Source organism: Pedobacter sp. AC212, assembly GCF_979258625.1.
Genome location: NZ_OZ409870.1, coordinates 2,900,896 through 2,925,702, shown reverse-complemented (window position 1 = coordinate 2,925,702; position 24,807 = coordinate 2,900,896). Strand labels below are relative to the sequence as shown.

Sequence of the window (24,807 nt, the reverse complement as noted above, 5' to 3'; positions counted from 1 at the left end):
GGTCGAAACTGACAGTAAAGATCCGTCTTGGCTAATTCCTTCAAGACGAATAACATTTTAGCTTCTAATGGCCTCAACCGGATCTAATCTTGATGCGGAATATGCCGGCCAGAATCCCGATATCGTTCCAATAATGACAGATATCCAAATGCCGAGTAAAATGTTATTTACTCCCAGTATAATATAAAATCCGGTAAGTGCTCCTAGTAATAGTGCAATCAAATAGACCAGCAACAGCCCGAGCAGCCCTCCCAAAATACATAGTGAAATAGATTCGAATATAAATTGCAATAGAATAAAATAATTTTTTGCTCCCAATGATTTTTGAATACCAATAATGTTTGTTCGCTCTTTAACGGATACGAACATGATATTTGCAATACTAAAGCCTCCAACTAATATCGAGAAACCTCCAATAATCCAACCTGCCCAGTTTACCATGGTAAACATCGAATCTAGTTGATTAGAAAGTATGGTTGTTTTATTCAGGGCGAAATCTTCTTCCTGTCCAGGTCTGATTCTATGGATAGATCGCATTAAACCTTTCAATTCGCTTTCTACTTCTTCAAGCGAAACATTATCATTTCCACGCACTGTAATTTGTGGCCCGTATCGTTCATTTTGAATGTCAAGAATGCTTTTGGCAAAATTTATCGGAATATTCACATTTTTATCCAAAGAAGTACCCAACATATCCTCGCCTTCTTTTTTAAATACACCAATTACTGTTAATCTCCTGCCTAAAACTTGCACTTGTTTTCCTATCGGGTCATCTCCACCAAATAATCCGTCAGCAACATCTGCTCCCATCAATAAGACAGGTGAGCCGTTATTGCTTTCGGTTTCAGTAAAATAACGACCGGCTTGAAGTTCGAAATTCCAGGTTTTTTCAAAATCATGCGAAGCTGCAGAAACATTTATCCCTTCAACAGAGTTACTTCTGTATTTTATTGTCCTATCACTCGTCGAGATTTCAAAAGTGATTCCCTGGGCATTCCCCATTCGTTCTCTCAAAGCAGCAAAATCACGAAGCGAAGGCTGTGGCCTGTTCATGTATTTCCACCAAGGATAGTTATCGCCAAAACTCCAAGGCCATTTTTGAACATAAATCGTATTCGATCCCAATTTATCTACACTTGACTGAAGTTTACCACGAAAGGTATCTACTGCTGAGAAAACAGCGATGATGGTAAAAATCCCAATCGTAATCGCAAGAAGCGATAACATGGTACGCATTTTATTTTGGCGTAGTGCATCAAAAGCAAAACGAAAACTTTCCCCTATTAGCCTAAAGATTATCATAATTAGTGGTTAGATGCACAGCATGTAAAAAGGTTACAACTCATTTTCAAAACTAGTTAATTTTGTGGCGTTTCAGAGTTAAGCGACTTATTTTTCAATATTTAATTAACCAAAACATTGTATACTGTAATTACGTTTGATAAAATACGAAAAAGAAAAATTAAATTCGTATTTTTGCACCTCAAAAAATTCATCAAGAATGAAATTATCACAATTCAAATTCAACTTACCAGAGTCATTAATTGCTAACAATCCAGCCGAACAACGCGATGAAGCACGTTTGATGGTTTTACACAAAGACAGTGGTAAAATTGAACATAAAATTTTCAAAGACGTGCTGGGTTATTTCGATGACAAAGACGTAATGATACTGAATAACACAAAAGTTTTTCCTGCTCGTTTATACGGTAATAAAGAGAAAACTGGCGCTACTATCGAGGTTTTTTTGCTTCGCGAATTAAATAAAGAGTTACGTTTATGGGATGTTTTAGTAGATCCAGCTCGTAAAATTCGGGTAGGTAATAAATTATATTTCGGCGACGATGACTTATTGGTTGCTGAAGTTGTTGATAATACTACTTCTCGTGGGCGTACCATTCGCTTCTTATTTGAGGGAACAGACGAAGAATTTAGAAAAAACGTAGAAATTTTAGGTGAAACGCCGCTTCCGAAATACATAAAACGTAAGGCAACTGCTGAGGATAAAGAACGCTACCAAACCATTTTCGCAAAACACGAAGGTGCTGTAGCAGCTCCAACTGCGGGTTTACACTTTAGTCGCGAGTTGATGAAACGCCTTGAGCTTAAAGGTGTAGAATTTGCGGAAGTAACCTTACACGTTGGGTTAGGAACCTTTAGAACCGTTGAGGTAGAGGATTTGACAAAACACAAAATGGATTCAGAGCAATTTATCATCGAGCAAAAAGATGCTAATATTGTAAATAAAGCCATAGAGGAAAAAAGAAGAATTTGCGCAGTTGGAACTACTTCAATGCGTTCAATAGAATCGGCTGTATCAGCAAACAGAACATTAAAGGCTGCAAATGACTGGACAAGCAAGTTCATCTTCCCTCCTTACGAATTTAATATTGCTAATTCAATGATTACAAACTTCCACACGCCAGAATCGACATTATTGATGATGGTAAGTGCGTTTGGTGGTTATGAAAATGTAATGAATGCTTACGAAGTAGCAGTTAAAGAAAAATATAAATTTTATAGTTATGGTGATGCCATGCTAATTATATAGATTTTAGTACTTAGTATTTAGTATTTAGATAAATTTGTCTAAGTACTAAATACTAATTTCTAAATACTCGAATGAAATACTACGCTATAATTGTAGCAGGCGGTTCTGGCAATCGGATGCAGACGGAAACCCCAAAACAATTTTTGTTGCTAAAAAACCTCCCGGTTTTAATGCACACCATAAAAGCTTTTGCGCAAAGCGATACTCAACCTAAAATTTTATTAGTTTTAAATAAAGAACAACAGGGCTACTGGAAAAGGCTTTGCGAAGAGTTCAATTTTAGGGTACCACACGAAGTGATTGATGGTGGCACCGAACGCTTTTATTCGGTTAAAAATGCAATTAACTCCATTAATGAAGAATGTTTTGTCGCTATCCATGATGCCGTTCGTCCGTTAGTTTCGAAAGAATTGATTGACGGGTGCTTTAAGGAGGCTGAACTGCATGGTAACGTTATTGCTGCTGTTCAATCGAGCGACAGTGTAAGAATGTTTAAAGACGATAAAACATCGGCATTGAAGCGAGATGAAATCTTCCTAGTACAAACGCCTCAGACCTTTAATTTAAAAATTTTAAGAGAGGCTTACCGACAAGATTATTCGGTGAGTTTTACTGATGACGCCAGCGTTGTTGAGGCTATTGGTGAAGCTATTCACATTTTGGAAGGCGAAAGAAATAATATTAAGATAACCTATCCTGTTGATTTAGAGTTAGCAGAACTTTTATTAAAGCGTTAATAAAAGAAAGGGTGTTTCATAATAATGAAACACCCTTTCTAATTCATCAATATTTTAAGATTTTACGCTGCAAATTGATGAATGTTCGCTTAACATATTTTATGTTGCTCTGCCTATAACTTTAAGCAAGATTGCAATAATTGCGATTACCAATAAAACGTGAATGATGTTACCCACATCGCCAAAGCCGTGGAACACAAAGCCGATCACCCATAGTATAACCAATACTACTGCGACTAAATACAATAAATTTCCCATAGTGTTAATTTTTTAAGTAAATGTTGATGTATTAACACAGCTGGAATACTTTTGTTTAAAAAATGTAAATTATATTTTTAATTCGTTGATAATCAAACTCCTTTTCGTTGTAAAGAAGTCATAAAAAAACCTCTCGTTTTTGCGAAAGGTTTCTTTATGCTTTATAAAATTTAGTATTCATCCTCATTAAAGAAGAAATCTTCTTTAGTTGGATAATCTGGCCAGATTTCCTCAATAGTTTCATAAGGTTCGCCATCATCCTCTAACGCTTGCAAGTTCTCAATAACTTCTACTGGTGCGCCAGAACGGATACCATAATCAATTAATTCATCTTTAGTTGCAGGCCAAGGTGCGTCTTCCAAGTGCGATGCTAGTTCTAATGTCCAATACATATCTTCAATTCAATTAAATTCTTGTTCTTAACAATGCGCAAAGTATATTAAAATTTTTGAGCAAAACAAACTTATTTTTCCACTATTAAATCCGAGGTATCCAGATGTTTTCTTCTGCGCTAAAATCCATGTTCAGTTTTCGTGCCAAAACAAACAAATAATCACTTAAGCGATTTAGATAAACGCTAACTTTTTCGTCTACAAAGCTATTTTCTGCAAGCTCAACAGTTAAGCGTTCTGCCCTTCTGCAAACGCATCTGGCAATGTGGCAGTAAGAAACAGTAGTATTTCCGCCTGGTAAAACAAAGTGCTTTAAAGGTGGCAGCACTTCATTCATTAAATCCATTTCCTGTTCCAATAAAACAATATCAGTTTCATGTAGATCAGGAATTTTCATCTTAGATTTTTCTGGATCTGCCGCCAACGTTGCCCCTATCGTGAATAATCTATCCTGAATTTCTTTCAATAATTTCTTGTATTCGGAAGCGATATCCTGGCACATGATTAAACCTATGTGAGAATTTAGTTCATCAACTGTTCCATAAGTTTCTATGCGTAAATGATATTTCGGGACACGAGTACCACCAATTAATGATGTTTGTCCTTTATCGCCAGTTTTAGTGTAGATTTTCATACCCCTAGCCCCTTCAGGGGAATTATTATACAAAATCCTAAAAGTCCCCATTAGGGGATTTAGGGGTTAATTTATTTTTTCCCAATCGCTGCCACTATCATTTAAAGCTTGCAGGCGTGGAGAAACATTTTTGATATCAGTATTCACGTAATCGTTCTCAATTAAACCATCACGCATTCTCACAATTCTGTGTGCATGTTGCGCAATATCCTCTTCGTGAGTAACCAAGATAATTGTGTTCCCTTTACTGTGTATTTCTTCCAGTAGACCCATAATTTCTATTGAGGTTTTGGTATCCAGGTTACCGGTTGGTTCATCGGCCAAAATAATAGATGGATTGTTTATTAATGCTCGTGCTACAGCCACCCGTTGGCGCTGACCGCCAGATAACTCGTTCGGTTTATGATCCATACGGTTACCTAAATTTACATTTTCTAAGGCTTTTGCAGCTCTAGCTTCGCGGTCCTTTTTGCTACTACCTGCGTAAATTAAAGGCAAAGCCACATTATCAAGCGCGGTAGAACGAGGTAAAAGATTAAAAGTTTGAAAAACGAATCCTATTTCTTTGTTACGAACTTCGGCCAAAGCATCATCAGTCATTTGGCTCACATTCGTTCCGTTTAAGATGTAAGTGCCACTTGATGGTGTATCTAAACAGCCTAATATATTCATCAAGGTTGATTTTCCAGAACCTGAGGGGCCCATAAGCGCAACAAATTCGCCTTTATTAATGTCTAAAGAAACTGATTTTAAAGCATGGATAACTTCTGATCCGATTACATATTTACGGCCAATTTCTTTTATGGTAATAAGTGGTTTCTCCATGTTTTTTCGTTTTTAGACAAGCGTAAAGGGTAAGATGTTACAATAGTAACAAAATTACTTTTCGATAATTTTTGGAACCATAAAAAATTGATCAGTATGTTTTGCTGCATTTTTAAGTCCATCTGCCGTTGATATCTCTTGTTTCACAATGTCTTCTCGCCAAACATTGGTCGTTTCATTCATATAAACTAAAGGCTTAACGGTTGAGGTGTCGAGTTCGTTGAGTTTTTCCATAAACGAAAGTATCTTGTTCATTTCAGGAATTAAGGTTTCAACTTCCTTTTCATCGATATGAATTCTCGCCAAATCGGCAATTTTATAAATGGTTTTTGCGTCTAAATTCATTTTACTAGCTTACTTTCAATGAGTTGGAATACCTTTTCCTTTAACAAATCAGAATCAACGTCTGCCAACTTTGCTGTGTCTATCGGTTTGTGGACGTAAATATCGCAAATTCCTGGCTTACTTCCATACTTGGCGCCGTCGTCCCAATTAATTTTCCAAACATTGGTAATGCTGACTGGCACGAGCGAAATATTTTTATCTATAGCTAAACGAAAAGGACCATTTTTAAATTCGCCCAACCGTGGCGGATAATGATCATCTATTTTTCCCTCTGGAAAAATAATCAAGCTCATTCCTTTTTCTAAATTTTCGCCAGCTTTTTTAAATGCCCGAAAGGCAGAAATTTTACTATCACGGTTTACCGAAATATCAATTGTTTTAAAGAAAATTCCTAAAACAGGATTATTTAACAGTTCATCTTTGCCCATAAAATGGAATTTACCGTGACACATGATACAAAACACCATAATATCCAAATTCGAAGAGTGGTTGGCGCAATAAATATACGTTTGCTTGTAATTTAGTTTTTCCTCGTAATAATAGTTGTACCAAACACCGGAAAGCAAACTGCAACAGAAACTATTGGCTTTTCTGCAAAGATTTAAAATGGTGTAATACTTTGGATTACGAGATGTGAGGTAATACATTGGATAAAAAAGGATAAAGAAAAAAATTATCCAAAATAAAAACCATACTCGGTGTACTTGCCTTAGAAAGTGAATCATAGATAATCAAAAATATAAAATACTTTATCATTTCAAATACTGATTAGCCACCACCAATTAAATGATTGGTTATTTAATAATATGAATCACAAAGGATTGATCCATCAAATTAAGCCGAAAAAATCTATTCATATAAAATTGATTATATCTTATACGTTGCTTGCTTTTTATTTTTAATTTCGTGCCATTATGAAAGAAACAGTGGTGAGTGGCATTAGGCCAACTGGAAAGCTACATTTAGGAAATTATTTTGGTGCGGTAACCAATTTTGTAAAAATGCAGTATGATTATAACTGCTACTTTTTTATTGCCGATCTACATTCATTAACTACTCATCCTACTCCGGGTGATTTGCATGGTTATGTTCGCCATGTATTAGTGGAATATTTAGCTTGCGGAATTAATCCAGAAGAAACCACCATATATGTTCAATCTGATGTTCCAGAAGTTTCGGAACTCTATTTGTATTTAAATATGAACGCATATTTAGGTGAATTGGAACGAAGCGCTTCTTTTAAAGAAAAGATAAGATCTAACCCAGATAATGTAAATGCTGGTTTATTAACCTATCCTACTTTGATGGCTGCAGATATTCTAATTCACAGAGCTACTAAAGTGCCGGTTGGAAAAGATCAGGAACAACATTTAGAAATGACCCGTAATTTCGGCAACCGTTTTAACAGGATGTATAATGCCGATTTTTTCCCTGAATCTTTTGCGTTTAATTATGCTGAAAATTTAGTTAAAGTACCTGGCTTGGAAGGAAAAGGCAAAATGAGTAAATCCGATGGTGATGGAAACTGTATCTATCTATCCGACAGCCCTGAAATTATTCGTAAGAAAGTAGCCAGAGCAGTGAGCGATAGCGGACCAACAGAAGAAAATCAAGAAAAACCAGAAGCGATTCAAAATCTTTTTGATTTGATGAAAATTGTTTCTACGCCTGATACCATTGAGCATTTTGATGGATTGTATAATAAAATGCAAATCCGTTATGGAGATATGAAGAAGCAACTGGCTGAAGATATGATTGTGTTTAACTCCCCTATCAGAGAACGTATTGAAGAACTTTCGAAAGACGAAACTTATTTAAGGCAAGTTGCTAAACACGGTGCATTAAAAGCCCGTGAAAGTGCTCAGAAAACCATCAGAGAGGTTCGTAGTTTAATCGGTTTTAAAAGTTTTTAGTAATTTTAAATAGATTTGAGAAGATTGATATGAGATTTGAGACAATGCTCGACTCCATATCTGATATCTCATATCTCATATCTAGATATATATGCACATAGCAATTGTAGGAAATATAGGCGCCGGAAAAACGACTTTAACGGGTTTACTCGCCAAAAATTATGGATGGGAAGCTTTGTATGAAGCGGTTGACAATAACCCCTACCTGGAAGATTTTTATAGCGACATGAAACGTTGGAGCTTTAATCTTCAAATTTATTTCCTCAACAGTCGTTTTCAACAAATTACTGATATTGAAGTAAATAAACGTAATGTAATTCAAGATAGAACCATTTATGAGGATGCACATATTTTTGCAGAAAACCTGCACGATATGGCGCTGATGACCACTCGTGATCATGACAACTATCGTGCGATATTTGATAACATCACTTCTTTCATTAAACCACCTGATTTACTGGTCTACTTACGAGCGTCGGTTCCTACGTTAGTAAATAACATTCAACGTCGTGGCCGCGAGTACGAGGCAGGCATTCGGATAGACTATTTATCTAAATTAAATGAAAAATACGAAGCGTGGATCAAAAATTATAACTTGGGTAAATTGTTAATTCTAGATAAAGACAAACTGGACTTCACCAACAATCCAGAAGATTTAGGTACTGTTATTCAGTCGATTGAAGCTGAAATAAACGGGCTGTTTTAATTTCGTTTTGTAGATTGAATTTCAAATACATCTTCACCCTGATGTATTGAGGAACAAGCCGTTTTTTGCTTAAAATTTGTTTTTGTTTATCGCTTTAGTTATATTATAAAGATGACGGAAAAAGATTTAGAACACGAGAACTATTCGAATTGGAAACTTGGCATTTTTTATTTCAATCGAAATGATAAACGTTTGTTTGTGCACAAGCGGATCAGAATTTTTGGCTGGACACTGAATTTCGCTCATCCATTGTCTTACGTTGTGTTGGCGCTAATCTTTATATTAGCTTATATCTTAAGTAACCTACCATAAACATGATTGATAGTGCAAATTTAGCCATAGGTATTATTCCTGCCCGGTTTGCTTCTACCCGATTTCCTGGGAAGCCTTTAGTTGATATCGCAGGAAAAAGCATGATTCAACGCGTATATGAGCAAGCGCTGAAAGCAAAAAGTTTGTCGAAAGTGGTTATTGCTACAGATGATGAGCGTATAGCGGATGAAGTTAAGAGATTTGGCGGTGAGTTTGTGTTTACATCTGCTCAGCATCAAAGCGGCACCGATCGATGTGCCGAAGTGATTGATAAAATCCCCGGGTTTGATATTGTAATCAACATACAAGGCGATGAACCTTTTATAGAGCCTAGCCAAATAGATTTATTAGCAAGTTGTTTTATTGAGGATAAAGTTCAGTTGGCCACGCTCATTAAACCCATCCAAAGTCAGGAAAGCATTTACAATCCAAATAGCCCGAAAGTGGTGATTGATGTAAACGGCAGAGCAATGTACTTTAGCCGAAGCCCGATACCATTTATTAGAAATGGTGAGCCAGGCGTTTGGGCAGAGAAACATCAGTTTTATAAGCATATTGGTATCTACGGATATAGAACCGAATCATTAAAAGAAATTACCAAACTGCCACCATCATCATTAGAAATTGCAGAGAGTCTGGAGCAATTGCGGTGGATTGAAAATGGTTTTTATATTCAAACGAAAGTTACAGATTTAGAAACAGTTGCAATAGATACTCCAGAGGATTTATTAAAGTTGAATAACTTATTAGCGGCTTTAAAACGAGAATAAAATAATATTCTTAAATTACACTTAAATATGATTTAATACCCTCAAAATTTGAATCGTTGAAAAAGATTGTAATCATTTTTATATCATTTCTAATTATTCAAACGGCTAGTTCTCAAGAACCTATCGGTATCTCCGTAAAATCCAATTTGTTAAATTTATTGGCTAAACAGCCATCTTTTTCTATTGAGAAAACCTTTCGTCAGAGATACGGTCTGGAACTTTCCTATTCATCAGGCGAATTAAACTGGGGTAGAGACTACAAGTTTAGTGGTTTTTTGCTCAGAGGGAAAATGTATGCTTATGATATTGAGGCCAAAGAGATCACACCCTTTTGGGGATTGTATGCTGGAAACCTGAATAAGACCATCGTTTCTAACAATGCCTATGTTCATCCTACAGGATTTTTATCGTTTGGAAACAACAGAAATTTCAAGGCGAATTCAATTCGTTCAGGGATGAATTTGGGCTTTTTATATCTCCCAACCAAAAGATTTTTAATAGAAACCATTACAGGCTTAGGTTATGGCAAATATTTCAACTTAGAAACATTTCAAGGTAGAGCTGGTCCGAAAGGTTATTTGGATTTCCAATTATGGTTATCAGTAGGCTATACCTTCTAATTACAATTTAATTGTTTATAAAAACTTAAAATTAGTATTTTCGGAAATGAGAAAATTGCTGCTCCTACTTTCCGTTGCCTTATTGTTATATGCTTGCCAAACTGACAAACAGAAAAACAACGATTCTATAGAATTTAAGAATGTAAATCAAAGTATAGCTCAATCATTTTCTGATCTAAATAAGCTCGATACTTTTAAAATTGAGCTAACTGGCAGGAAACCGGAAGAAATGGTTTTAACCTTTACCATTAAAAATTTTGATGGAAAAGAAATTTATAACGTAAAACTAAAAGGAACGGATTTGTTAGGAAATACAGATCCAAACCTTGATTTATCAAAAGAAAAAGCGCAGATTGTATTCTTAAAAACCATAGCAGATGATTTTTTTGCTGAAGATAATTTTCTCGAGCCTGCAGTGATGCCAGAAGACAAGGCAGACAAATACGTTCCGGATAAAGCGCTATACGAAGAGCTTAAAAAATCTGGTTTGAATGGCTTCAAGTATCGTTTAGGTAAAGAAAAAAATCTCTATATCGCCTGGAGCGAAAAAGAAAAAAAGGTAAAAATCTACTATAACTGCTGTTAAAAAAATCCCTATTCTTCGTACAACATCCCTATATCCTATTAAACTAATCTAATATGAAAAGAGCTGTTTTGTTGTGCTATTTTGTTTTTTGTGCTGTGGTTACTAATGCGCAAAGTGTATTTTTAAAAGAAAAACCAGCTAACGAAAAAGCTGCAGTTAGTATCAATGACCATGCGCCAAGTGTGATGTTTTTTGATGTAAATGATGGAAGCGATAGTTGGAAAAATCATAAGCAAAACGAAAAAGAAGTCAACGCCTATTTTGGTTCGGTTTACAGCAACTTCCCGATCTTCGACATTGGAAAAGAACGTGTTGTAGAATATAGTAACGCCAATGGAAAATTCGTTTTTTACAGACCGAATACTAAACGACAATTTGGAATGATTGTTTCCAATGGGAAAGACAAGCCAATACTTGTTTTCAATCCAGACCAATATTTGAAAACCATAAAAACTTACCTCAATATTAGTAGTGCTGATGATTTAGTTCCTAAAACGTTAGATGAACGAGATCAACAAAATGCGGTTACAGAGATGCAAGATGTTCTAAACATAAAGTTCGTAACCGATCAATCGTATGCTCAAAAGCTAATTAAAAATGCAAGTTCGGTACATTACAGTAACACTTATGAAGACGGAAGTCCGAAAATGACTTGTACAAATAGAGTGTTCGAAATGTTTGGCGATAGTTTAATGACGACCAAATCGCCTTATGGCGCCAACTATGTTTATGATAAAAACAACATAATGCAATCGATGGACAATACAATGAATGGTAAGCCGAGTGGTTATTCGAAATATTTGAGAGATCAAAATGGCTTAATCAAAAAGATTGTTAGTGGTGATGAAAACAGTACCGATTCGACTGTTTTTATTTATGAGAAAGATAAATACCACACCATTAGCTTCAGTGGCTCAAGGCCTTATTCTTTAGAGACGTTTTTTTTAAATGATCAAATGCAATGCGTTCGTCGGTTATCCAAAAGATCCGATCAATCTATCATTTGGGACATCACTTACATTTATGACAAATTTGGACGTATCATTCGAGAAGGAAAATTAGATAGCGAAATGATTTATAGTTATAAAAATGATTCTGATGCCATTTTCTCTGGCTTCAAATCCTACAGCCTAAATCCCAGAAGGCTTGATCTACAAAATGAGGTAATTAGAGATACGAACAAGCAAACCTTTATTGGGAGAAATGGAACTGGAGGCTTGAATTTCATATCTGTAACTTACACTGCTAAAGATGGATCGACGAAAACCTATTCTTATGATAAGGATAATAAATTGACAAGCGTAAGTGTAATACGCTGCTTGTAAAGGTCAACGGATGTTGTAAAACAGTTAACATCCCAATTACCAATCTTTTTTAGCTTATTGGAATGTTATCAAACTTTCACATTTGTAAACAGCGCTATCGATAGATCTAACTGATCTTGCTAAAAACTAAAAAATATGAAAATTGCCTACTGGATAGTCAGGAAAAACACGGCTAAGAATAACTAATAACGTAGGATTCGCTTTCCTTATTATAAAAAATTGAAGATGAGTCATCGCTAATTTTCTGATAGACATCGCATTATCATTTTTAAAATATCTAAATTTTAAATCAGCAGAAACAAGGAATTTTCCTACCTTTGTATCCCGTACAAAAAGCGGCAATATTTACCATTTGCCGTAAAAAATCACAAACATGACTAAGTATATTTTTGTTACGGGCGGTGTTACTTCCTCATTGGGTAAGGGCATCATTTCCGCATCTTTAGCTAAACTTTTACAGGCACGTGGCTACCGTGTAACCATTCAAAAATTCGATCCTTATATCAATATCGATCCAGGAACACTGAATCCATATGAACATGGCGAATGTTTTGTTACTGAAGATGGTGCCGAAACCGATCTGGATCTTGGTCACTATGAACGTTTCTTGAACGTTCCAACTTCACAAGCAAACAACATTACTACTGGTCGTATTTACCAAAACGTGATTAACAAAGAACGTAAAGGTGAATATCTAGGTAAAACTGTCCAGGTTGTGCCCCACATAACCGATGAAATTAAGCGCAACATGCGTATTTTGGGCGATAGTGGTGATTACGATATCGTTATTACTGAACTAGGCGGAACTGTCGGTGATATTGAATCTCTACCTTTCATTGAGGCTGTTCGTCAGTTTAAATGGGAAGAAGGAAGTTCAAATGCAATTGTAATTCACTTAACATTAGTGCCTTATTTAGCTGCTGCAGGCGAATTAAAAACTAAACCAACACAACATTCGGTTAAGGCATTATTGGAATACGGTATCCAACCAGATATTTTAGTTTGTCGTACTGAACATCACTTAGGTTCTGATTTAAGAAAAAAAATTGCTCTTTTTTGTAACGTTAACATTAACGCCGTTGTCGAATCTATGGATGCATCTACTATTTATGATGTTCCGTTGTTGATGATGAAAGAACAGCTGGATAAAACGGTTTTGGCGAAATTAAAACTCCCAACTAAAAACGAACCAGATATGGAAAGCTGGAAGGAGTTTTTAGGACATTTAAAAAATCCGACAGCTGATGTAACTATTGGTTTGGTTGGTAAATATGTTGAGTTACCAGATGCTTACAAATCGATTATCGAATCTTTTGTGCATGCAGGTTCTAAAAACGAATGTAAAGTTCGTGTTGAATATATCCACTCTGAAGGCATTTTTCCTGATAACGTAAAAGAGAAATTAGGTCACTTAAATGGTGTTTTAGTAGCACCAGGTTTCGGAAGTCGTGGTATTGAAGGAAAAATCGACACCATTAAATACGTCCGCGAAAATAATATTCCATTTTTTGGAATATGTTTAGGTATGCAATGTGCTGTTATTGAGTTCGGACGGAATGTTTTGGGCTTAAAAGATGCGCATACTACCGAAATTGAAGCTGATTCTAAAAATCCTGTGATTAACATGATGGAAGAACAGAAAAATATTGTAAACATGGGCGGTACCATGCGTTTAGGTTCATATCCTTGCGACATTAAGAAAGGAACGAAAGCATTTGCTATCTACGGCAAAGCACACATAAATGAGCGTCACCGTCATCGTTACGAATTTAACAACGATTATTTAAAGCAGTATGAAGATGCTGGAATGATTGCTTCTGGAATTAATCCACAAACAAACCTGGTTGAAATTGTAGAGTTAAAAAACCATCCTTTTTTCGTTGGAGGACAGTTTCACCCAGAATTAAAATCAACAGTTGCTAATCCTCACCCACTTTTTGTTAAATTTGTCGCCGCTGCGATGGAGTTTGCGAAAAAGAAAACGAATTAAAAGCAGTACAAACAAATATAATGGATAGAAATACCTTTACAGGATTATTCCTGATTATGATCATCTTGGCGGGATCATTCTACTTTTTTGGGCCAAAAGATGCTGAAATAAAAAAAGAAAATGCCAGAATCGACTCTATAAAGAGAGCTGATTCACTAAAAAACGCTGGAATTAAACCAGTTTTAAAAGACACAACTGCTGTAGCAACTACACCCACTGTAGATTCTTTGGCTTTAAAAGGTCCTTTCGGTTCTGCAATAACAGGAACAGATGCAAAAACAGTTTTAGAGAATGAGAAATTATTAATCAACCTAAGTAATAAAGGTGGTAGAATTATTTCAGTAGAAGTTAAAGGACAAAAAACCTATGCTGGCAAGCCGCTAATATTATTTGACGGAAATGCCAATAAATTTGGCTTGACTTTAAATGCTGCTGGCAAAGTAATCAACACTAACGATTTATACTTCACTCCTACTAAAGCTGGTAATACCGTAACCATGCGTGCTAATTATGGCGCAAATGCTTATGTTGAGTATGTTTACGATTTAAAAGCTGCAAGTAATAAAGTTGGCTTTAACATCAACCTGGTTGGCTTACAACAAGTAATTGCCGGAAATAACATTTCTTTAAACTGGCAAACTATTTTATTACAGCAAGAAAAATCTTTAGAAAGCGAGCACCGTTATTCGGCACCATACTATAAATATGTTGACGGCGATGTTGATCACTTAAGTGTATCAAAAGATGAAAAAGAAGATTTAGGCAAAGGAAAAATTCAGTGGTTTTCATTTAAACAACATTTTTTCTCTGCAACGCTGATTTCGAAGGATGGTTTCGAAAAAGGAAGTTTAGAAGTAAAAATCCCAACAGCTCCTGGTCAGGTTAAATTTTATGATGCTAATATGCAATTACCTTATGCGCATCTTGCAAACCAGGCATACAGCATGGAATTCTACTTTGGTACCAACAAATTCTCTGCTTTAAAAGATCAAGGTTACGATTTAGAGAAACAAGTAGATTTAGGTTACTGGCCGTTAAAATACATCAACCGTTTTATCGTATTGCCTGTATTTAATTTCCTTAACAACTTCGGCTGGAACTTCGGTTTAATTATTTTGGTATTAACCATTTTATTAAAAGTTGCATTATCTCCATTAACTTATAAGTCATACCTATCAATGGCTAAAATGAGGGTATTGAAGCCAGAAATGGATGAAATTAAAGCCAAAGTAGGTGAAGATAATCCAACCTTGGTTCAACAAGAATATTTAAAACTTTACAAAAAGGCTGGTGTAAATCCACTTGGTGGTTGTTTACCAATGGTTTTACAATTACCGTTGGTAATGGCTTTCTTCTTCTTCTTCCCTAACCTTTTCGAATTACGTGGAGAAAGTTTCTTATGGATGAAAGATTTATCAACCTATGATGAGTTTATTAAATTCGGATTTAAAGTTCCATTTATTGGCGATCACTTGAGTTTAATGTGTGTTTTGATGACAGTTTCGACATTAATCATGACTTACTTTAACAATCAGGTTTCGGGTGCAACTGGCCAAATGAAATACATTGGTTACATCATGCCAATCATTTTCTTAGGTGTTTTGAACAGTTACCCTGCGGGTTTAAACTATTATTATTTCTTGGCCAACTTAATGACTTTCGGACAGCAGTTCTTAATTCGTAAAATGGTAGATGATGATAAAATCCATGCTTTAATTCAACAGAATAAAGCAAGACCAACTGATGATAAAAAGAAGAAATCTAAGTTTCAACAACGTTTAGATGATTACATGCGTCAGCAACAACAGGCAAAAAAATAATTAAATAATAATAAAAGAGCCTCGATTGTGAAAACAGTCGAGGTTTTTATTTTTACTGAGAATTTTAAAAATATTATAGTTATCAATTCTAATTTAATTTCACTAAATTGAAATAACCAAACACAATCCTCCCTATTTTTTATTTACTGGTTTAACGCCCTCAAATGAAAATATGGAATGTATTGTTAATCTCCCTTACGCCTTTTTATTTATTCGGTCAAAACAGTCTGGGTCCTCGGCTTACTGCCATGGGCAACAGTGGCACCGCCGTTACCGATGTTTGGGCGCTACAGGCAAATCCATCGGGAATAACCTCGCTCGAGCAGCCAACCATTGCCTTAAACTACATTAAACATCTTTTTAGTGATGAAATTAGTACACAAGCGCTAGTTGCTGTTCTACCTTTAAAAAACAATTTTGTTGGACTTAGTTTCCAACGCTACGGATTTACAGAATACAATGAGAGCAAAATTGGTTTTGCTTATGCCAAAAAATTTGGAAACAAACTATCAATCGGCCTTAACGCAAACTATCATCAGCTTAAAATTGCGAACTATGGTGCTTCAACAGGTTTTTCGATAGATTTTGGAGCGCTTTACCATTTTAATAATGTATTTACTTTCGGAGCTTTTTTAAGTAATCCATCCAAACAAAAATTCAGCAGCACTGAAATATTAATAGAAATTCCAACATCGATTAATGTTGGTGCGAGTTATTTGGCCTCTGATAAGGTATTAATTGCTACATCTGTCAGTAAAAAACTTAATGAATCGATTGATGTCAGATTGGGTATCGATTATAAAATTATCAGTTTATTGAGCCTACGCGGTGGTTTAAGTGCAAAGCCTTTTAAGCAATATGCTGGTTTCGGTTTAAACTATAAAAAGTTCTTGTTTGATATGGCAACTACCTACGATGCCAACCTTGGTTATGCACCCCAAATTGCAATTGGCTATGCGTTTTAGACTTATAACATTGGTATTTGTAGTGACGGGTTTCATTGCAAACGCTCAAATTGCTGAGCAAGAAGTTGATGTTCGAGATATTTTGGAAAGTGTAGCAGAAAATCTTCCTGACGATTATGATATGACTGAACTAATTGAGGTGCTGACGAGATATAAAAAGCATCCAATTAATCTTAACAAAACTTCACCAGAAGAATTGAAGACACTTGTATTTTTGTCTCCTCTTCAAATCAGTAACTTCTTTGCCTATCTAAAAGATAACGGAGATTTTGTCAATGTATTGGAGCTTCAAAGTATTGATGCATTTGATATAAAAACGGTAGAAAGTTTGTTACCCTTTGTTACTTTAAGTGTTGCAACAGAGTACGAAAAACTTAGCTTTAAAAATATCTTAACTTTAGGAGAGAATGATTTAGTGATGCGTTTTGCACAAACTTTGCAGACGCAAAAAGGTTTTACAGATTTACCTGGAAACCGATATTTAGGATCTCCAGAAAAGTTTCAAGCCCGCTATCGTTACCATTATGGAACAATTGTTTCAGCCGCAATCACAATGGATAAAGATGCTGGTGAAAAATTCATTGGTAAACCATTTGATTTCTACTCTGGAAATATTGCCTTATTTAAATTAGGTCGAGTTAAAAAGTTAGTAATTGGAGATTACACCTTACAATTTGGACAAGGTGTTACCATGTGGTCGGGATTTGCCTTTGGTAAAGGGCCAGATGTTACCAGCGTGGCGAAAAAAGATTTGGGCTTGCGTCCTTATACTTCAGCCAATGAATATTCCTTTTTAAGAGGCGTATCCGCAACAATTAATCTTTACAAAAATATTGACATCACTCCTTTCGTCTCTTTTAGAAATCTTGATGCAAGTCAGGAGCTAGATTTTGACGGCAATCTAGTTCAAGCAACAATTAATCAAAGTGGTTACCACAGAACCCCGACAGAAATTGAAAACAAAAATTCTTTGAGTCAACAGGTTTATGGAGCAGCACTTCAATATACCAAAAATGAATTGGGGATTGGTGCCATTGCTTATCATAGTAAATACGGAAATAGTTTCATTACACAAACTGCGGTTTACGATCGGTCTAGTTTTACAGGAAATTCATTAACAAATGTTGGTGCTTATTATAATTATACCTACGAAAATATTTATCTCTTTGGTGAAGTTGGAAAAAGTTTAAATAGTGGTTTGGCTTACGTTAACGGTGCTTTAATCAGTCTTTCTCCTGTAGTTTCTGCTGCAATAACGTATCGGAATTATGAAAAAGATTATCATAATTTTTTTAATCAGGCACTGGCTGAGGCAAGCGAAGCGATAAACGAAAAAGGATTGTATGCAGGCTTAAACATCACTCCAAACAAAAAATGGGCGTTCTCCATTTATGGTGATTACTTCCAATTTCCTTGGTTAAAATATCGTATAGATGCACCATCAAAAGGTTACGAAATCTTAAGTCAGGCGGTTTACACCCCGAGCAAAACCTTTAAATTTTTAGCAAGATTTAAAACTGAACACAAACAACAAAACACCGATTTGGATGTCCCGATTAACTTTTTGGATGATGTTAAGAAAGAAGGCTACCGCATAGAAGTGAGTTGGCAACTCAATAAAAAATGGAGCTTTCAAAACCGAATGGAAGTTTCTCAATATAAAAAAGGCGAAGCAAATCGTGAATTTGGCTATCTGATTTACCAGGATGTAGATTACTCTCCGATGTTTTCTAAAGTCACCGGAAATCTGAGAATTGCATATTTCAACACACCAAGTTACAACAGCCGGATTTATGCCTACGAAGATGATGTGCTATATAGTTTTGCCTTCGGAATGTACAGTGGAAAAGGTTTCAGGACTTACTTAAACCTGAAATATAACCTTGCTAAAAAATTAAATATTTGGGCAAGATACGCCATGTTTGTTTATAAAAATGTAGAAACAGTTGGTTCATATTTGGACGAAATACAAGGCAATAAAAAATCAGAGATAAAAATTCAGTTGAGGTATCAATTTTAAAATATGTTTAAAGCAGAATATATTTTCGCAAGGATTCTAATTCCTTTTTTAATTGGGATTGGCATTTTTTACTTCATCGCAACGCAAAGAATGATTTTGATTACTGAGATTACGTTGGTAGTGATTTTCATTTTTTTATTAACTATTAACATAATTTACAAAAAGGCTAAGGGCTATAAGTTTAAAGGCATAACAGGATCATTAATTTTTATTTTCTTTTTTATACTGGGAGGATTACTATGCCTCTTAAATAATCACAAGCTGAGGCAAGATTACTTCGCCAAAAAGAAATATACTTACTTAAAAATTTGGATAAATGATGAACCCGAGCAAACAAATGATATTTTAAGGTTTACGGCAAACGTAGTTTCGGGTTACGAGAATTCGAACCACGTTAAGCTGAGCGGACAATTATTGCTGGCTTTGAAGGTAGATAGCCTAAGCCCAGTAAAATTAAAATATGGTGATGAGTTGATAGTGTTCGCAAAATATCTGGAAGTTGAACCCCCATATAATCCCGCTGAATTTGATTTTAAAAGGTGGCTGGCCAGCAAAAACGTTTACGAACAAACATTTATCAACCAAAAGCACTTGCTTAAAACTAATAGAAATACTGGAAATCCGATTATAAAGTTTGCCTTGGATTTGAGGGAAAAGCAGGTGGCAAAATACCGAAAACTGATAAAAGATGATGAAGCTTTTGCAGTTGCATCGACACTAATTTTAGGATATCGGGCGGATTTAAGTAAGGAAACGCTAGCAGCTTATTCTAAAACTGGAACCATCCATGCTCTCTCTGTCTCCGGTAGTCATGTGGCGATAATTTTCTTTGTGCTAGATTTTTGTTTAGCTTTTCTGGACAAAAAACGTTCACTTAAAATTTTAAAGTTTATCCTCATCTGTAGTTTGATTTGCGGCTATTCATTAATTACAGGTTTATCTCCATCTGTCGTCCGGGCGACGATTATGATCACAATTTTCATCACAGCTAAAACTTTCGCCAGAAATAAAAACGGATATAACACTTTAGCATTTGCGGCATTTTGCCAGCTGATTTACAATCCATTCTTAATTTGGGATGTTGGTTTTCAACTGTCATACCTGTCCGTTTTTGGTTTAATTTATCTTCAACCAAAGATTTACAAATGGATCTACGTTAAAAATAAATGGCTGAATAAAGTGTGGCAATTGATTGCACTTTCTCTATCGGCACAATTGGTTACATTTCCGCTTTGTATTTATTATTTCCATCAATTTCCTGTCTATTTTTTAATGGGGAATTTGTTTATCTCTATTCCGCTTATCCTCATTATGGTTTTAGGAATTGCTATTCTAGTTCCATTTATAGATAAAATTTCCCCGATTTTTGAATGGATAATCGTTACTACAAACATCGTTCTAAAACGGATTGCCGATTTACCATTTTCTACTTTTTCATCGGTATGGATTACTCTTCCAGAATTAATCTTGATGAGTATTGCTTTGGGCTTATTGATTTACGGGCTTGTCAGTAAGAGTGCTAAATTTTATATCTTTTCCGCGTTGATTTATGTCGCCTGTTCTGCAATTACCCTTTATAATGATTGGGCGGCTATCCATCAGAAGAAAATTATCTTTTTCACCTTAAGAAAAAATTATGCAGCTGCATTTATTGATGGTAAAACCGCAATTTTACTTACCGATTTAAGCTCAGACGATAGAAATTACGAATTCTTTATTGAGCCCGCACTGCAACAATCTCAGATTAATGCAATTAGATTTACCAATTTGGAAAGAGACACCGTTTCGAAGAATTTCATTAAAAAAGATAACCAAATTGTATTTTATAAGTACAATATTCTACTGATTGATGAACACCTTAATTATAAAAAGATAGTAATCGATAGTAAATTTTCAAGCGTTTGGTTAACAGCTAATAACAAATACAATTTGCAAAATCTTCCTAAAGAATTAACATTTAGACATTTAATTATCGACGCTACAAATAAAGATTATAAAATAGCAACCTTTAAAAAATTTGCGGAGAATAATAAAATAGAAGCTCATATTTTAAAGAAAAATCCTGCATATTTGGTTTACCTAACCCAATAACATGGAAAACCTGGTTTTGTACCGTGTGGAAGAAAGAATTGCCACCATAACCCTCAACAGACCCGAAAAAAGAAACGCACTAAATCCTCAATTAATTTTGGAATTAACTGAGAAATTTATTCATGCATCAGAAGATGATGCGGTTAAAGTGATCGTATTAAAAGCAAATGGAGGTTCATTCAGTGCGGGTGCAGATTTAGAGTATCTTCAACAATTACAACAAAATACCTTTGAAGAAAATGTTATAGATTCGAATAATTTAAAAAAGCTTTTTACAACCATTTATTATCTTCCGAAAATAGTTATTGCACAGGTAGAGGGACATGCAATCGCCGGGGGGTGCGGATTAGCCACAATATGCGACATTATTTTCGCCACTCCTGAAAGCAGTTTTGGCTATACAGAAGTTAAAATCGGCTTCGTACCGGCTATCGTTTCGTGTTTTTTGAAGCAAAAGGTAAACGAAACTATAGCTAAAGAATTATTGCTAACTGGAAAAACTTTCACAGCTCAGGAGGCTTTGGAATATAAATTGATAAATTATGTAACAAATTCAGCAGAAATTAATCGAAGTGTTAAAGAATTTGCACTACGTTTGTGTAGCGGGAGTTCTGGTAATTCGTTGATGATCACAAAACAGCTAATTAACCAAACAACAAATCCCTTATTGGAGAAAAGTCTGGAATTTGCAGTACAAATAAACGCTAGAGTGAGGGAAAGTGAAGATTTCAAAAAAGGAATTGCTTCATTTTTAAATAAAGAAAAAATTAACTGGTAAAAAACTAAACTTAAATAAAAACATGTTAAAATCAATCAAAACAAGCGTTGTCGCTTTAATCTTAGTTAGTGGTGCAATAATCGCACATGCGCAAAAAAAAATTGCTGAAGGTACGATTACTTACGGCTTGGAATATAAATTAACTGATGAGCAAAAAGCTGCAATGGGCGGTCAGGAACCACCTGCAGAAATGAAAGTTAAATTCAATAATGGTTTAACTAAAATTGAAATGGAACAAGGTCCTGCTTTAATTGGTATCGTTTCTGATAACAACGAAAAAACGGGTTTATTATTAATTGATGTGCCTATCGCTCAAAAACAATTCGCCGTAAAACAATCAAAAGAAGATGTAGAAAAAGCTATGGGTGCAATTGCTAAGTTTTCAGATTTCAAAGCAACTGGCGAAAAACAAACTGTAGGTGGTTACAATGCTGAAAAATATACATTTAAAGATGATAAAGGTGGCGCTCACGAATTATGGGCAACTAAAGATGTAGAACTTCCAAACGTAGGTTCTCAAAACTATTTCCCAGGTTTAGGTGCATTTCCGGTAAAGTTTACAATGGTTCAACGCGGTATCGAAACTACAACAACATTAAAATCAATTGCTGAAGGTAAAGTGGGTGCAATTTCGAAAGACGTTCCGGCAGGTTACGAAGTAGTAACTATGGACGAATTAATGAAAATGCAAGGTGGCGGAGAATAACTAACTTATATCTTACAATCAAAGGCTTTTTAACTGCCGGCTTTTATTTAAATTAGCCCAAAAGTTAAAAAGCTTTTTTTATGACTAATTTTCTATGATAAAAAACTTATTACTCAAACTCTCAATAGTTTGCATTACCGTTTGTGTACTTGTTGATGCAAAAGCTCAAGGCATAAATTGGGCAAAAGATGGCAATTCTTATTATCAAATTACCAGTGGAGAAATTGTTTCTGTTACACTACCCAAAAGTGAGAAAAAGACGATTATTTCCCGGACACTTCTAACGCCTTCAGGAAAAGATGCCCCAATTGCAGTTCGTAGTTTTCAACTTTCTGCCGATGGAACTAAAGCTTTAATTTACACCAATAGTAAAAAAGTTTGGCGCTACGATACGCGTGGAGATTATTGGTTGGCTGATTTAACAGCGAATAAGATCACTCAAATCGGCAAAGACAAGCCTGCATCATCGTTGATGTTTGCAAAATTATCGCCCGATGGAAGTAAGGTTGCTTATGTAAGCAAACACAATTTGTACGTAGAAAATTCTGACGGTACTAACATGAAGGCCTTAACAACCGATGGAACAGACCGAATGATTAACGGCACTTTTGATTGGGTTTACGAGGAAGAATTCGATTGCAGAGATGGTTTTAGATGGAGTCCTGATGGAAAATCTATTGCTTATTGGCAAATCGACGCTACCAAAATCAAGAATTTTTTAATGATTAATAATACCGATTCGATTTATCCCTTCACCATTCCTGTAGAATATCCGAAAGTTGGCGAAAATCCATCAGCTTGTAAAGTTGGTATTGTCGATGTAAATACTGCTAAAACCAATTGGTTAAATATCCCTGGCGATAATATTCAACATTATATTCCTCGGATGCAATGGGTTCCAAATAGCAATGAGGTAATTCTCCAACAATTAAATCGCGAGCAAAATGAAAGTATTGTATTTATTTGCGATGCAACCAGTGGCGCTGCTAAAGCCATTTATACCGAAAAAGCAAAAGCATGGATTGATGCCCAAGATGAGTGGAAATGGTTAAATGACAATAAGGAGTTTACCATTTTATCTGATAAAGATGGATGGGCACACCTTTATAGAATTAGTCGTGATGGAAAAAAAGAAACGCTGGTAACAAAAGGAAATTACGATGTTGTCGATGTAAAATTAATCGACGATAAGAATAACTATTTGTATTTCATCGCTTCGCCTAATAATGCCACACAACGTTATTTGTATAAAACCAAGCTCGATGGTAAGGGCAAGTTAGAACAAGTTACGCCATCTATCCTGCTTCCTGGCACGCACAGCTATGATATTTCCCCTAATGCAGCTTTCGCTCGTCATACCTACAATAGCGCTACAGTAAGGCCGGTAACCGAATGGATGAATTTTACTACAGGCAATCCATTCACCATGGATGGTAGCATTACTAACCAATTATCAAAACAAGAAGCACCTAAAAATAAAGTAGAATTCTTTAAAGTAACTACAGAAGATGGTGTTGAATTGGATGGCTGGATGAAAAAACCAGATAATTTTAATCCCGATAAAAAATATCCTGTAGTATTTTATGTTTATGGCGAACCTGCTTCTCCAACAGCCTCTGATACTTATGGAGCCGGTAGAAATCCCCTTTATGCCGGCGATATGGCCAAAGATGGTTATATCTATATTTCTATGGATAACCGTGGTGCGCCTGTTCCTAAAGGTGCAGCCTGGAGAAAGGGTATTTACAAAAACATTGGTGTAATTAATATCCGCGATCAGGCCATGGCCGCAAAAAAACTGCTGGCTACAAATGCATTTATGGATAAAGATCGTGTTGCCGTTTGGGGCTGGAGTGGCGGTGGTTCATCCACTTTAAACTTAATGTTTCAATATCCTGAAATTTACAAAACAGGTATCTCCATTGCAGCTGTTGGTAACCAATTAACTTACGATAATATTTATCAGGAACGTTATATGGGCACTCCTTTTCCAAGCAAAGAAGCTTATGTTAAGGGCTCTCCTATTACTTATGCCAAAAATCTGAAGGGTAATTTACTTTACATTCACGGTACTGGCGATGATAATGTTCATTATCAAAACGCAGAAATGTTAATTAACGAATTGATTAAAAACAGAAAGGTTTTCCAATTAATGAGCTATCCGAATCGTACGCACAGTATTTCTGAGGGCGATGGAACCAGTGAGCATTTATCGCTCACTTATACTAAGTTTTTGAAAGATAACTGCCCTCCAGGCGCAAAATAGAATTAGTATTTGAAAAGCAATTTAGCGGGGAATCGGATTCGATATCCCCGCTTTTCATTTTAATCTTTTTTGTGAAAATCAACCTCGCAGGTTTTTAAAACCTGCGAGGTTTCTCAAAAAAGTATTACATTTCAATCGGGTTTAGAATGCAATGTTCTACACGCTCCTTAATGTTAGCTTAGCATAAAGCTTAATAT

Annotated in this window: 24 protein-coding genes; 17 read left to right on the top strand and 7 right to left on the bottom strand. The window is 35.4% G+C overall.

All coding sequences use genetic code 11. The features are described from left to right. Positions 1-57: 57 nt before the first annotated feature. Positions 58-1,302: an ABC transporter permease gene (locus ACZZZC_RS12710; RefSeq protein ID WP_463487370.1), complete on the bottom strand. Its 1,245-nt coding sequence runs from the start codon at positions 1,300-1,302 to the stop codon at positions 58-60. 199 nt (positions 1,303-1,501) lie between these two features. Here ACZZZC_RS12710 and queA point away from each other — a divergent pair, with 199 nt between their 5' ends. Together queA and ACZZZC_RS12700 are read left to right on the top strand one after the other, a co-directional pair. Then, a complete protein-coding gene (gene queA / locus ACZZZC_RS12705) occupies positions 1,502-2,551 on the top strand; it encodes a tRNA preQ1(34) S-adenosylmethionine ribosyltransferase-isomerase QueA (RefSeq protein WP_265798766.1) in 1,050 nt (349 codons plus the stop codon). A gap of 71 nt (positions 2,552-2,622) precedes the next feature. Further along, positions 2,623-3,288, top strand: coding sequence for a 2-C-methyl-D-erythritol 4-phosphate cytidylyltransferase (locus tag ACZZZC_RS12700; RefSeq protein ID WP_463487369.1), 666 nt, complete (start codon positions 2,623-2,625; stop codon positions 3,286-3,288). A 99-nt stretch (positions 3,289-3,387) separates the two neighbouring features. On the opposite strand, the gene ACZZZC_RS12695 is transcribed toward ACZZZC_RS12700, so the two are convergent. The 6 genes from ACZZZC_RS12695 to ACZZZC_RS12670 all read right to left on the bottom strand — a co-directional run bounded on the left by ACZZZC_RS12695 (position 3,388) and on the right by ACZZZC_RS12670 (position 6,389). Next, entirely contained in the window at positions 3,388-3,546 is a 159-nt protein-coding gene (locus tag ACZZZC_RS12695; protein ID WP_131557824.1) for a lmo0937 family membrane protein, read from the bottom strand. 170 nt (positions 3,547-3,716) lie between these two features. Beyond that, the gene (locus tag ACZZZC_RS12690) at positions 3,717-3,938 is read right to left on the bottom strand and encodes a DUF2795 domain-containing protein (protein WP_010603503.1); all 222 of its coding nucleotides are present in this window, start codon (positions 3,936-3,938) and stop codon (positions 3,717-3,719) included. Between the two features lie 85 nt (positions 3,939-4,023). Further along, a complete protein-coding gene (locus ACZZZC_RS12685) occupies positions 4,024-4,572 on the bottom strand; it encodes a cob(I)yrinic acid a,c-diamide adenosyltransferase (protein ID WP_463487368.1) in 549 nt (182 codons plus the stop codon). 66 nt (positions 4,573-4,638) lie between these two features. Beyond that, positions 4,639-5,397 (bottom strand): ABC transporter ATP-binding protein, encoded by a 759-nt coding sequence (locus ACZZZC_RS12680; RefSeq protein WP_056848927.1) that lies wholly within the window; start codon positions 5,395-5,397, stop codon positions 4,639-4,641. Positions 5,398-5,451: 54 nt separating this feature from the next. Further along, positions 5,452-5,742 (bottom strand): Asp-tRNA(Asn)/Glu-tRNA(Gln) amidotransferase subunit GatC, encoded by a 291-nt coding sequence (gatC, locus tag ACZZZC_RS12675; protein ID WP_463487367.1) that lies wholly within the window; start codon positions 5,740-5,742, stop codon positions 5,452-5,454. Next, positions 5,739-6,389, bottom strand: a complete 651-nt coding sequence (locus ACZZZC_RS12670; protein WP_463487366.1) for a lysophospholipid acyltransferase family protein — start codon at positions 6,387-6,389, stop codon at positions 5,739-5,741. Before ACZZZC_RS12670 ends, gatC begins: the two co-directional genes overlap by 4 nt. A 267-nt stretch (positions 6,390-6,656) precedes the next feature. On the opposite strand from ACZZZC_RS12670, the gene trpS reads away from it, so the two are divergent. The 15 genes from trpS to ACZZZC_RS12595 all read left to right on the top strand — a co-directional run bounded on the left by trpS (position 6,657) and on the right by ACZZZC_RS12595 (position 24,610). Beyond that, a complete protein-coding gene (gene trpS, locus ACZZZC_RS12665) occupies positions 6,657-7,655 on the top strand; it encodes a tryptophan--tRNA ligase (RefSeq protein WP_265798761.1) in 999 nt (332 codons plus the stop codon). A 91-nt stretch (positions 7,656-7,746) separates the two neighbouring features. Next, a complete protein-coding gene (locus tag ACZZZC_RS12660) occupies positions 7,747-8,361 on the top strand; it encodes a deoxynucleoside kinase (RefSeq protein ID WP_056848923.1) in 615 nt (204 codons plus the stop codon). A gap of 111 nt (positions 8,362-8,472) precedes the next feature. Continuing rightward, complete coding sequence (locus tag ACZZZC_RS12655; protein WP_463487365.1) at positions 8,473-8,673, top strand: DUF5808 domain-containing protein; 201 nt, start codon at positions 8,473-8,475, stop codon at positions 8,671-8,673. Positions 8,674-8,675: 2 nt separating this feature from the next. Continuing rightward, on the top strand, positions 8,676-9,443 hold the full coding sequence (gene kdsB, locus ACZZZC_RS12650) for a 3-deoxy-manno-octulosonate cytidylyltransferase (protein ID WP_265798757.1): 768 nt from the start codon (positions 8,676-8,678) through the stop codon (positions 9,441-9,443). A 56-nt stretch (positions 9,444-9,499) separates the two neighbouring features. After that, on the top strand, positions 9,500-10,063 hold the full coding sequence (locus ACZZZC_RS12645) for a DUF3575 domain-containing protein (protein ID WP_463487364.1): 564 nt from the start codon (positions 9,500-9,502) through the stop codon (positions 10,061-10,063). Between the two features lie 46 nt (positions 10,064-10,109). Continuing rightward, positions 10,110-10,649, top strand: coding sequence for a hypothetical protein (locus ACZZZC_RS12640; RefSeq protein ID WP_463482360.1), 540 nt, complete (start codon positions 10,110-10,112; stop codon positions 10,647-10,649). A gap of 53 nt (positions 10,650-10,702) precedes the next feature. After that, positions 10,703-11,974, top strand: a complete 1,272-nt coding sequence (locus ACZZZC_RS12635; protein ID WP_463487363.1) for a hypothetical protein — start codon at positions 10,703-10,705, stop codon at positions 11,972-11,974. Between the two features lie 373 nt (positions 11,975-12,347). Further along, a complete protein-coding gene (locus tag ACZZZC_RS12630; protein ID WP_463482358.1) occupies positions 12,348-13,964 on the top strand; it encodes a CTP synthase in 1,617 nt (538 codons plus the stop codon). Positions 13,965-13,984: 20 nt separating this feature from the next. Further along, a complete protein-coding gene (gene yidC, locus ACZZZC_RS12625; protein ID WP_463487362.1) occupies positions 13,985-15,784 on the top strand; it encodes a membrane protein insertase YidC in 1,800 nt (599 codons plus the stop codon). Between the two features lie 164 nt (positions 15,785-15,948). Continuing rightward, positions 15,949-16,749: a PorV/PorQ family protein gene (locus ACZZZC_RS12620; protein ID WP_463482356.1), complete on the top strand. Its 801-nt coding sequence runs from the start codon at positions 15,949-15,951 to the stop codon at positions 16,747-16,749. After that, entirely contained in the window at positions 16,739-18,769 is a 2,031-nt protein-coding gene (locus ACZZZC_RS12615; protein ID WP_463482355.1) for a helix-hairpin-helix domain-containing protein, read from the top strand. Before ACZZZC_RS12620 ends, ACZZZC_RS12615 begins: the two co-directional genes overlap by 11 nt. A 3-nt stretch (positions 18,770-18,772) precedes the next feature. Continuing rightward, complete coding sequence (locus ACZZZC_RS12610) at positions 18,773-20,860, top strand: ComEC/Rec2 family competence protein (protein ID WP_463487361.1); 2,088 nt, start codon at positions 18,773-18,775, stop codon at positions 20,858-20,860. Between the two features lies 1 nt (position 20,861). Further along, positions 20,862-21,638 carry an enoyl-CoA hydratase/isomerase family protein gene (locus ACZZZC_RS12605; RefSeq protein ID WP_463487360.1) on the top strand — a complete coding sequence of 259 codons (777 nt, stop codon included), beginning with the start codon at positions 20,862-20,864 and terminating at the stop codon, positions 21,636-21,638. A 22-nt stretch (positions 21,639-21,660) separates the two neighbouring features. After that, positions 21,661-22,344, top strand: coding sequence for a DUF4412 domain-containing protein (locus ACZZZC_RS12600; protein WP_056848912.1), 684 nt, complete (start codon positions 21,661-21,663; stop codon positions 22,342-22,344). A 94-nt stretch (positions 22,345-22,438) separates the two neighbouring features. After that, positions 22,439-24,610, top strand: coding sequence for a S9 family peptidase (locus ACZZZC_RS12595; protein WP_463482352.1), 2,172 nt, complete (start codon positions 22,439-22,441; stop codon positions 24,608-24,610). Positions 24,611-24,807: the final 197 nt, after the last annotated feature.

Bases quoted from the DNA above. Each gene is read 5' to 3' on its own strand.
- ACZZZC_RS12710 (WP_463487370.1), bottom strand. From the start codon at position 1,302: ATGATAATCTTTAGGCTAATAGGGGAAAGTTTTCGTTTTGCTTTTGAT.
- queA (WP_265798766.1), top strand. From the start codon at position 1,502: ATGAAATTATCACAATTCAAATTCAACTTACCAGAGTCATTAATTGCT.
- ACZZZC_RS12700 (WP_463487369.1), top strand. From the start codon at position 2,623: ATGAAATACTACGCTATAATTGTAGCAGGCGGTTCTGGCAATCGGATG.
- ACZZZC_RS12695 (WP_131557824.1), bottom strand. From the start codon at position 3,546: ATGGGAAATTTATTGTATTTAGTCGCAGTAGTATTGGTTATACTATGG.
- ACZZZC_RS12690 (WP_010603503.1), bottom strand. From the start codon at position 3,938: ATGTATTGGACATTAGAACTAGCATCGCACTTGGAAGACGCACCTTGG.
- ACZZZC_RS12685 (WP_463487368.1), bottom strand. From the start codon at position 4,572: ATGAAAATCTACACTAAAACTGGCGATAAAGGACAAACATCATTAATT.
- ACZZZC_RS12680 (WP_056848927.1), bottom strand. From the start codon at position 5,397: ATGGAGAAACCACTTATTACCATAAAAGAAATTGGCCGTAAATATGTA.
- gatC (WP_463487367.1), bottom strand. From the start codon at position 5,742: ATGAATTTAGACGCAAAAACCATTTATAAAATTGCCGATTTGGCGAGA.
- ACZZZC_RS12670 (WP_463487366.1), bottom strand. From the start codon at position 6,389: ATGTATTACCTCACATCTCGTAATCCAAAGTATTACACCATTTTAAAT.
- trpS (WP_265798761.1), top strand. From the start codon at position 6,657: ATGAAAGAAACAGTGGTGAGTGGCATTAGGCCAACTGGAAAGCTACAT.
- ACZZZC_RS12660 (WP_056848923.1), top strand. From the start codon at position 7,747: ATGCACATAGCAATTGTAGGAAATATAGGCGCCGGAAAAACGACTTTA.
- ACZZZC_RS12655 (WP_463487365.1), top strand. From the start codon at position 8,473: ATGACGGAAAAAGATTTAGAACACGAGAACTATTCGAATTGGAAACTT.
- kdsB (WP_265798757.1), top strand. From the start codon at position 8,676: ATGATTGATAGTGCAAATTTAGCCATAGGTATTATTCCTGCCCGGTTT.
- ACZZZC_RS12640 (WP_463482360.1), top strand. From the start codon at position 10,110: ATGAGAAAATTGCTGCTCCTACTTTCCGTTGCCTTATTGTTATATGCT.
- ACZZZC_RS12635 (WP_463487363.1), top strand. From the start codon at position 10,703: ATGAAAAGAGCTGTTTTGTTGTGCTATTTTGTTTTTTGTGCTGTGGTT.
- ACZZZC_RS12630 (WP_463482358.1), top strand. From the start codon at position 12,348: ATGACTAAGTATATTTTTGTTACGGGCGGTGTTACTTCCTCATTGGGT.
- yidC (WP_463487362.1), top strand. From the start codon at position 13,985: ATGGATAGAAATACCTTTACAGGATTATTCCTGATTATGATCATCTTG.
- ACZZZC_RS12620 (WP_463482356.1), top strand. From the start codon at position 15,949: ATGAAAATATGGAATGTATTGTTAATCTCCCTTACGCCTTTTTATTTA.
- ACZZZC_RS12615 (WP_463482355.1), top strand. From the start codon at position 16,739: ATGCGTTTTAGACTTATAACATTGGTATTTGTAGTGACGGGTTTCATT.
- ACZZZC_RS12610 (WP_463487361.1), top strand. From the start codon at position 18,773: ATGTTTAAAGCAGAATATATTTTCGCAAGGATTCTAATTCCTTTTTTA.
- ACZZZC_RS12605 (WP_463487360.1), top strand. From the start codon at position 20,862: ATGGAAAACCTGGTTTTGTACCGTGTGGAAGAAAGAATTGCCACCATA.
- ACZZZC_RS12600 (WP_056848912.1), top strand. From the start codon at position 21,661: ATGTTAAAATCAATCAAAACAAGCGTTGTCGCTTTAATCTTAGTTAGT.
- ACZZZC_RS12595 (WP_463482352.1), top strand. From the start codon at position 22,439: ATGATAAAAAACTTATTACTCAAACTCTCAATAGTTTGCATTACCGTT.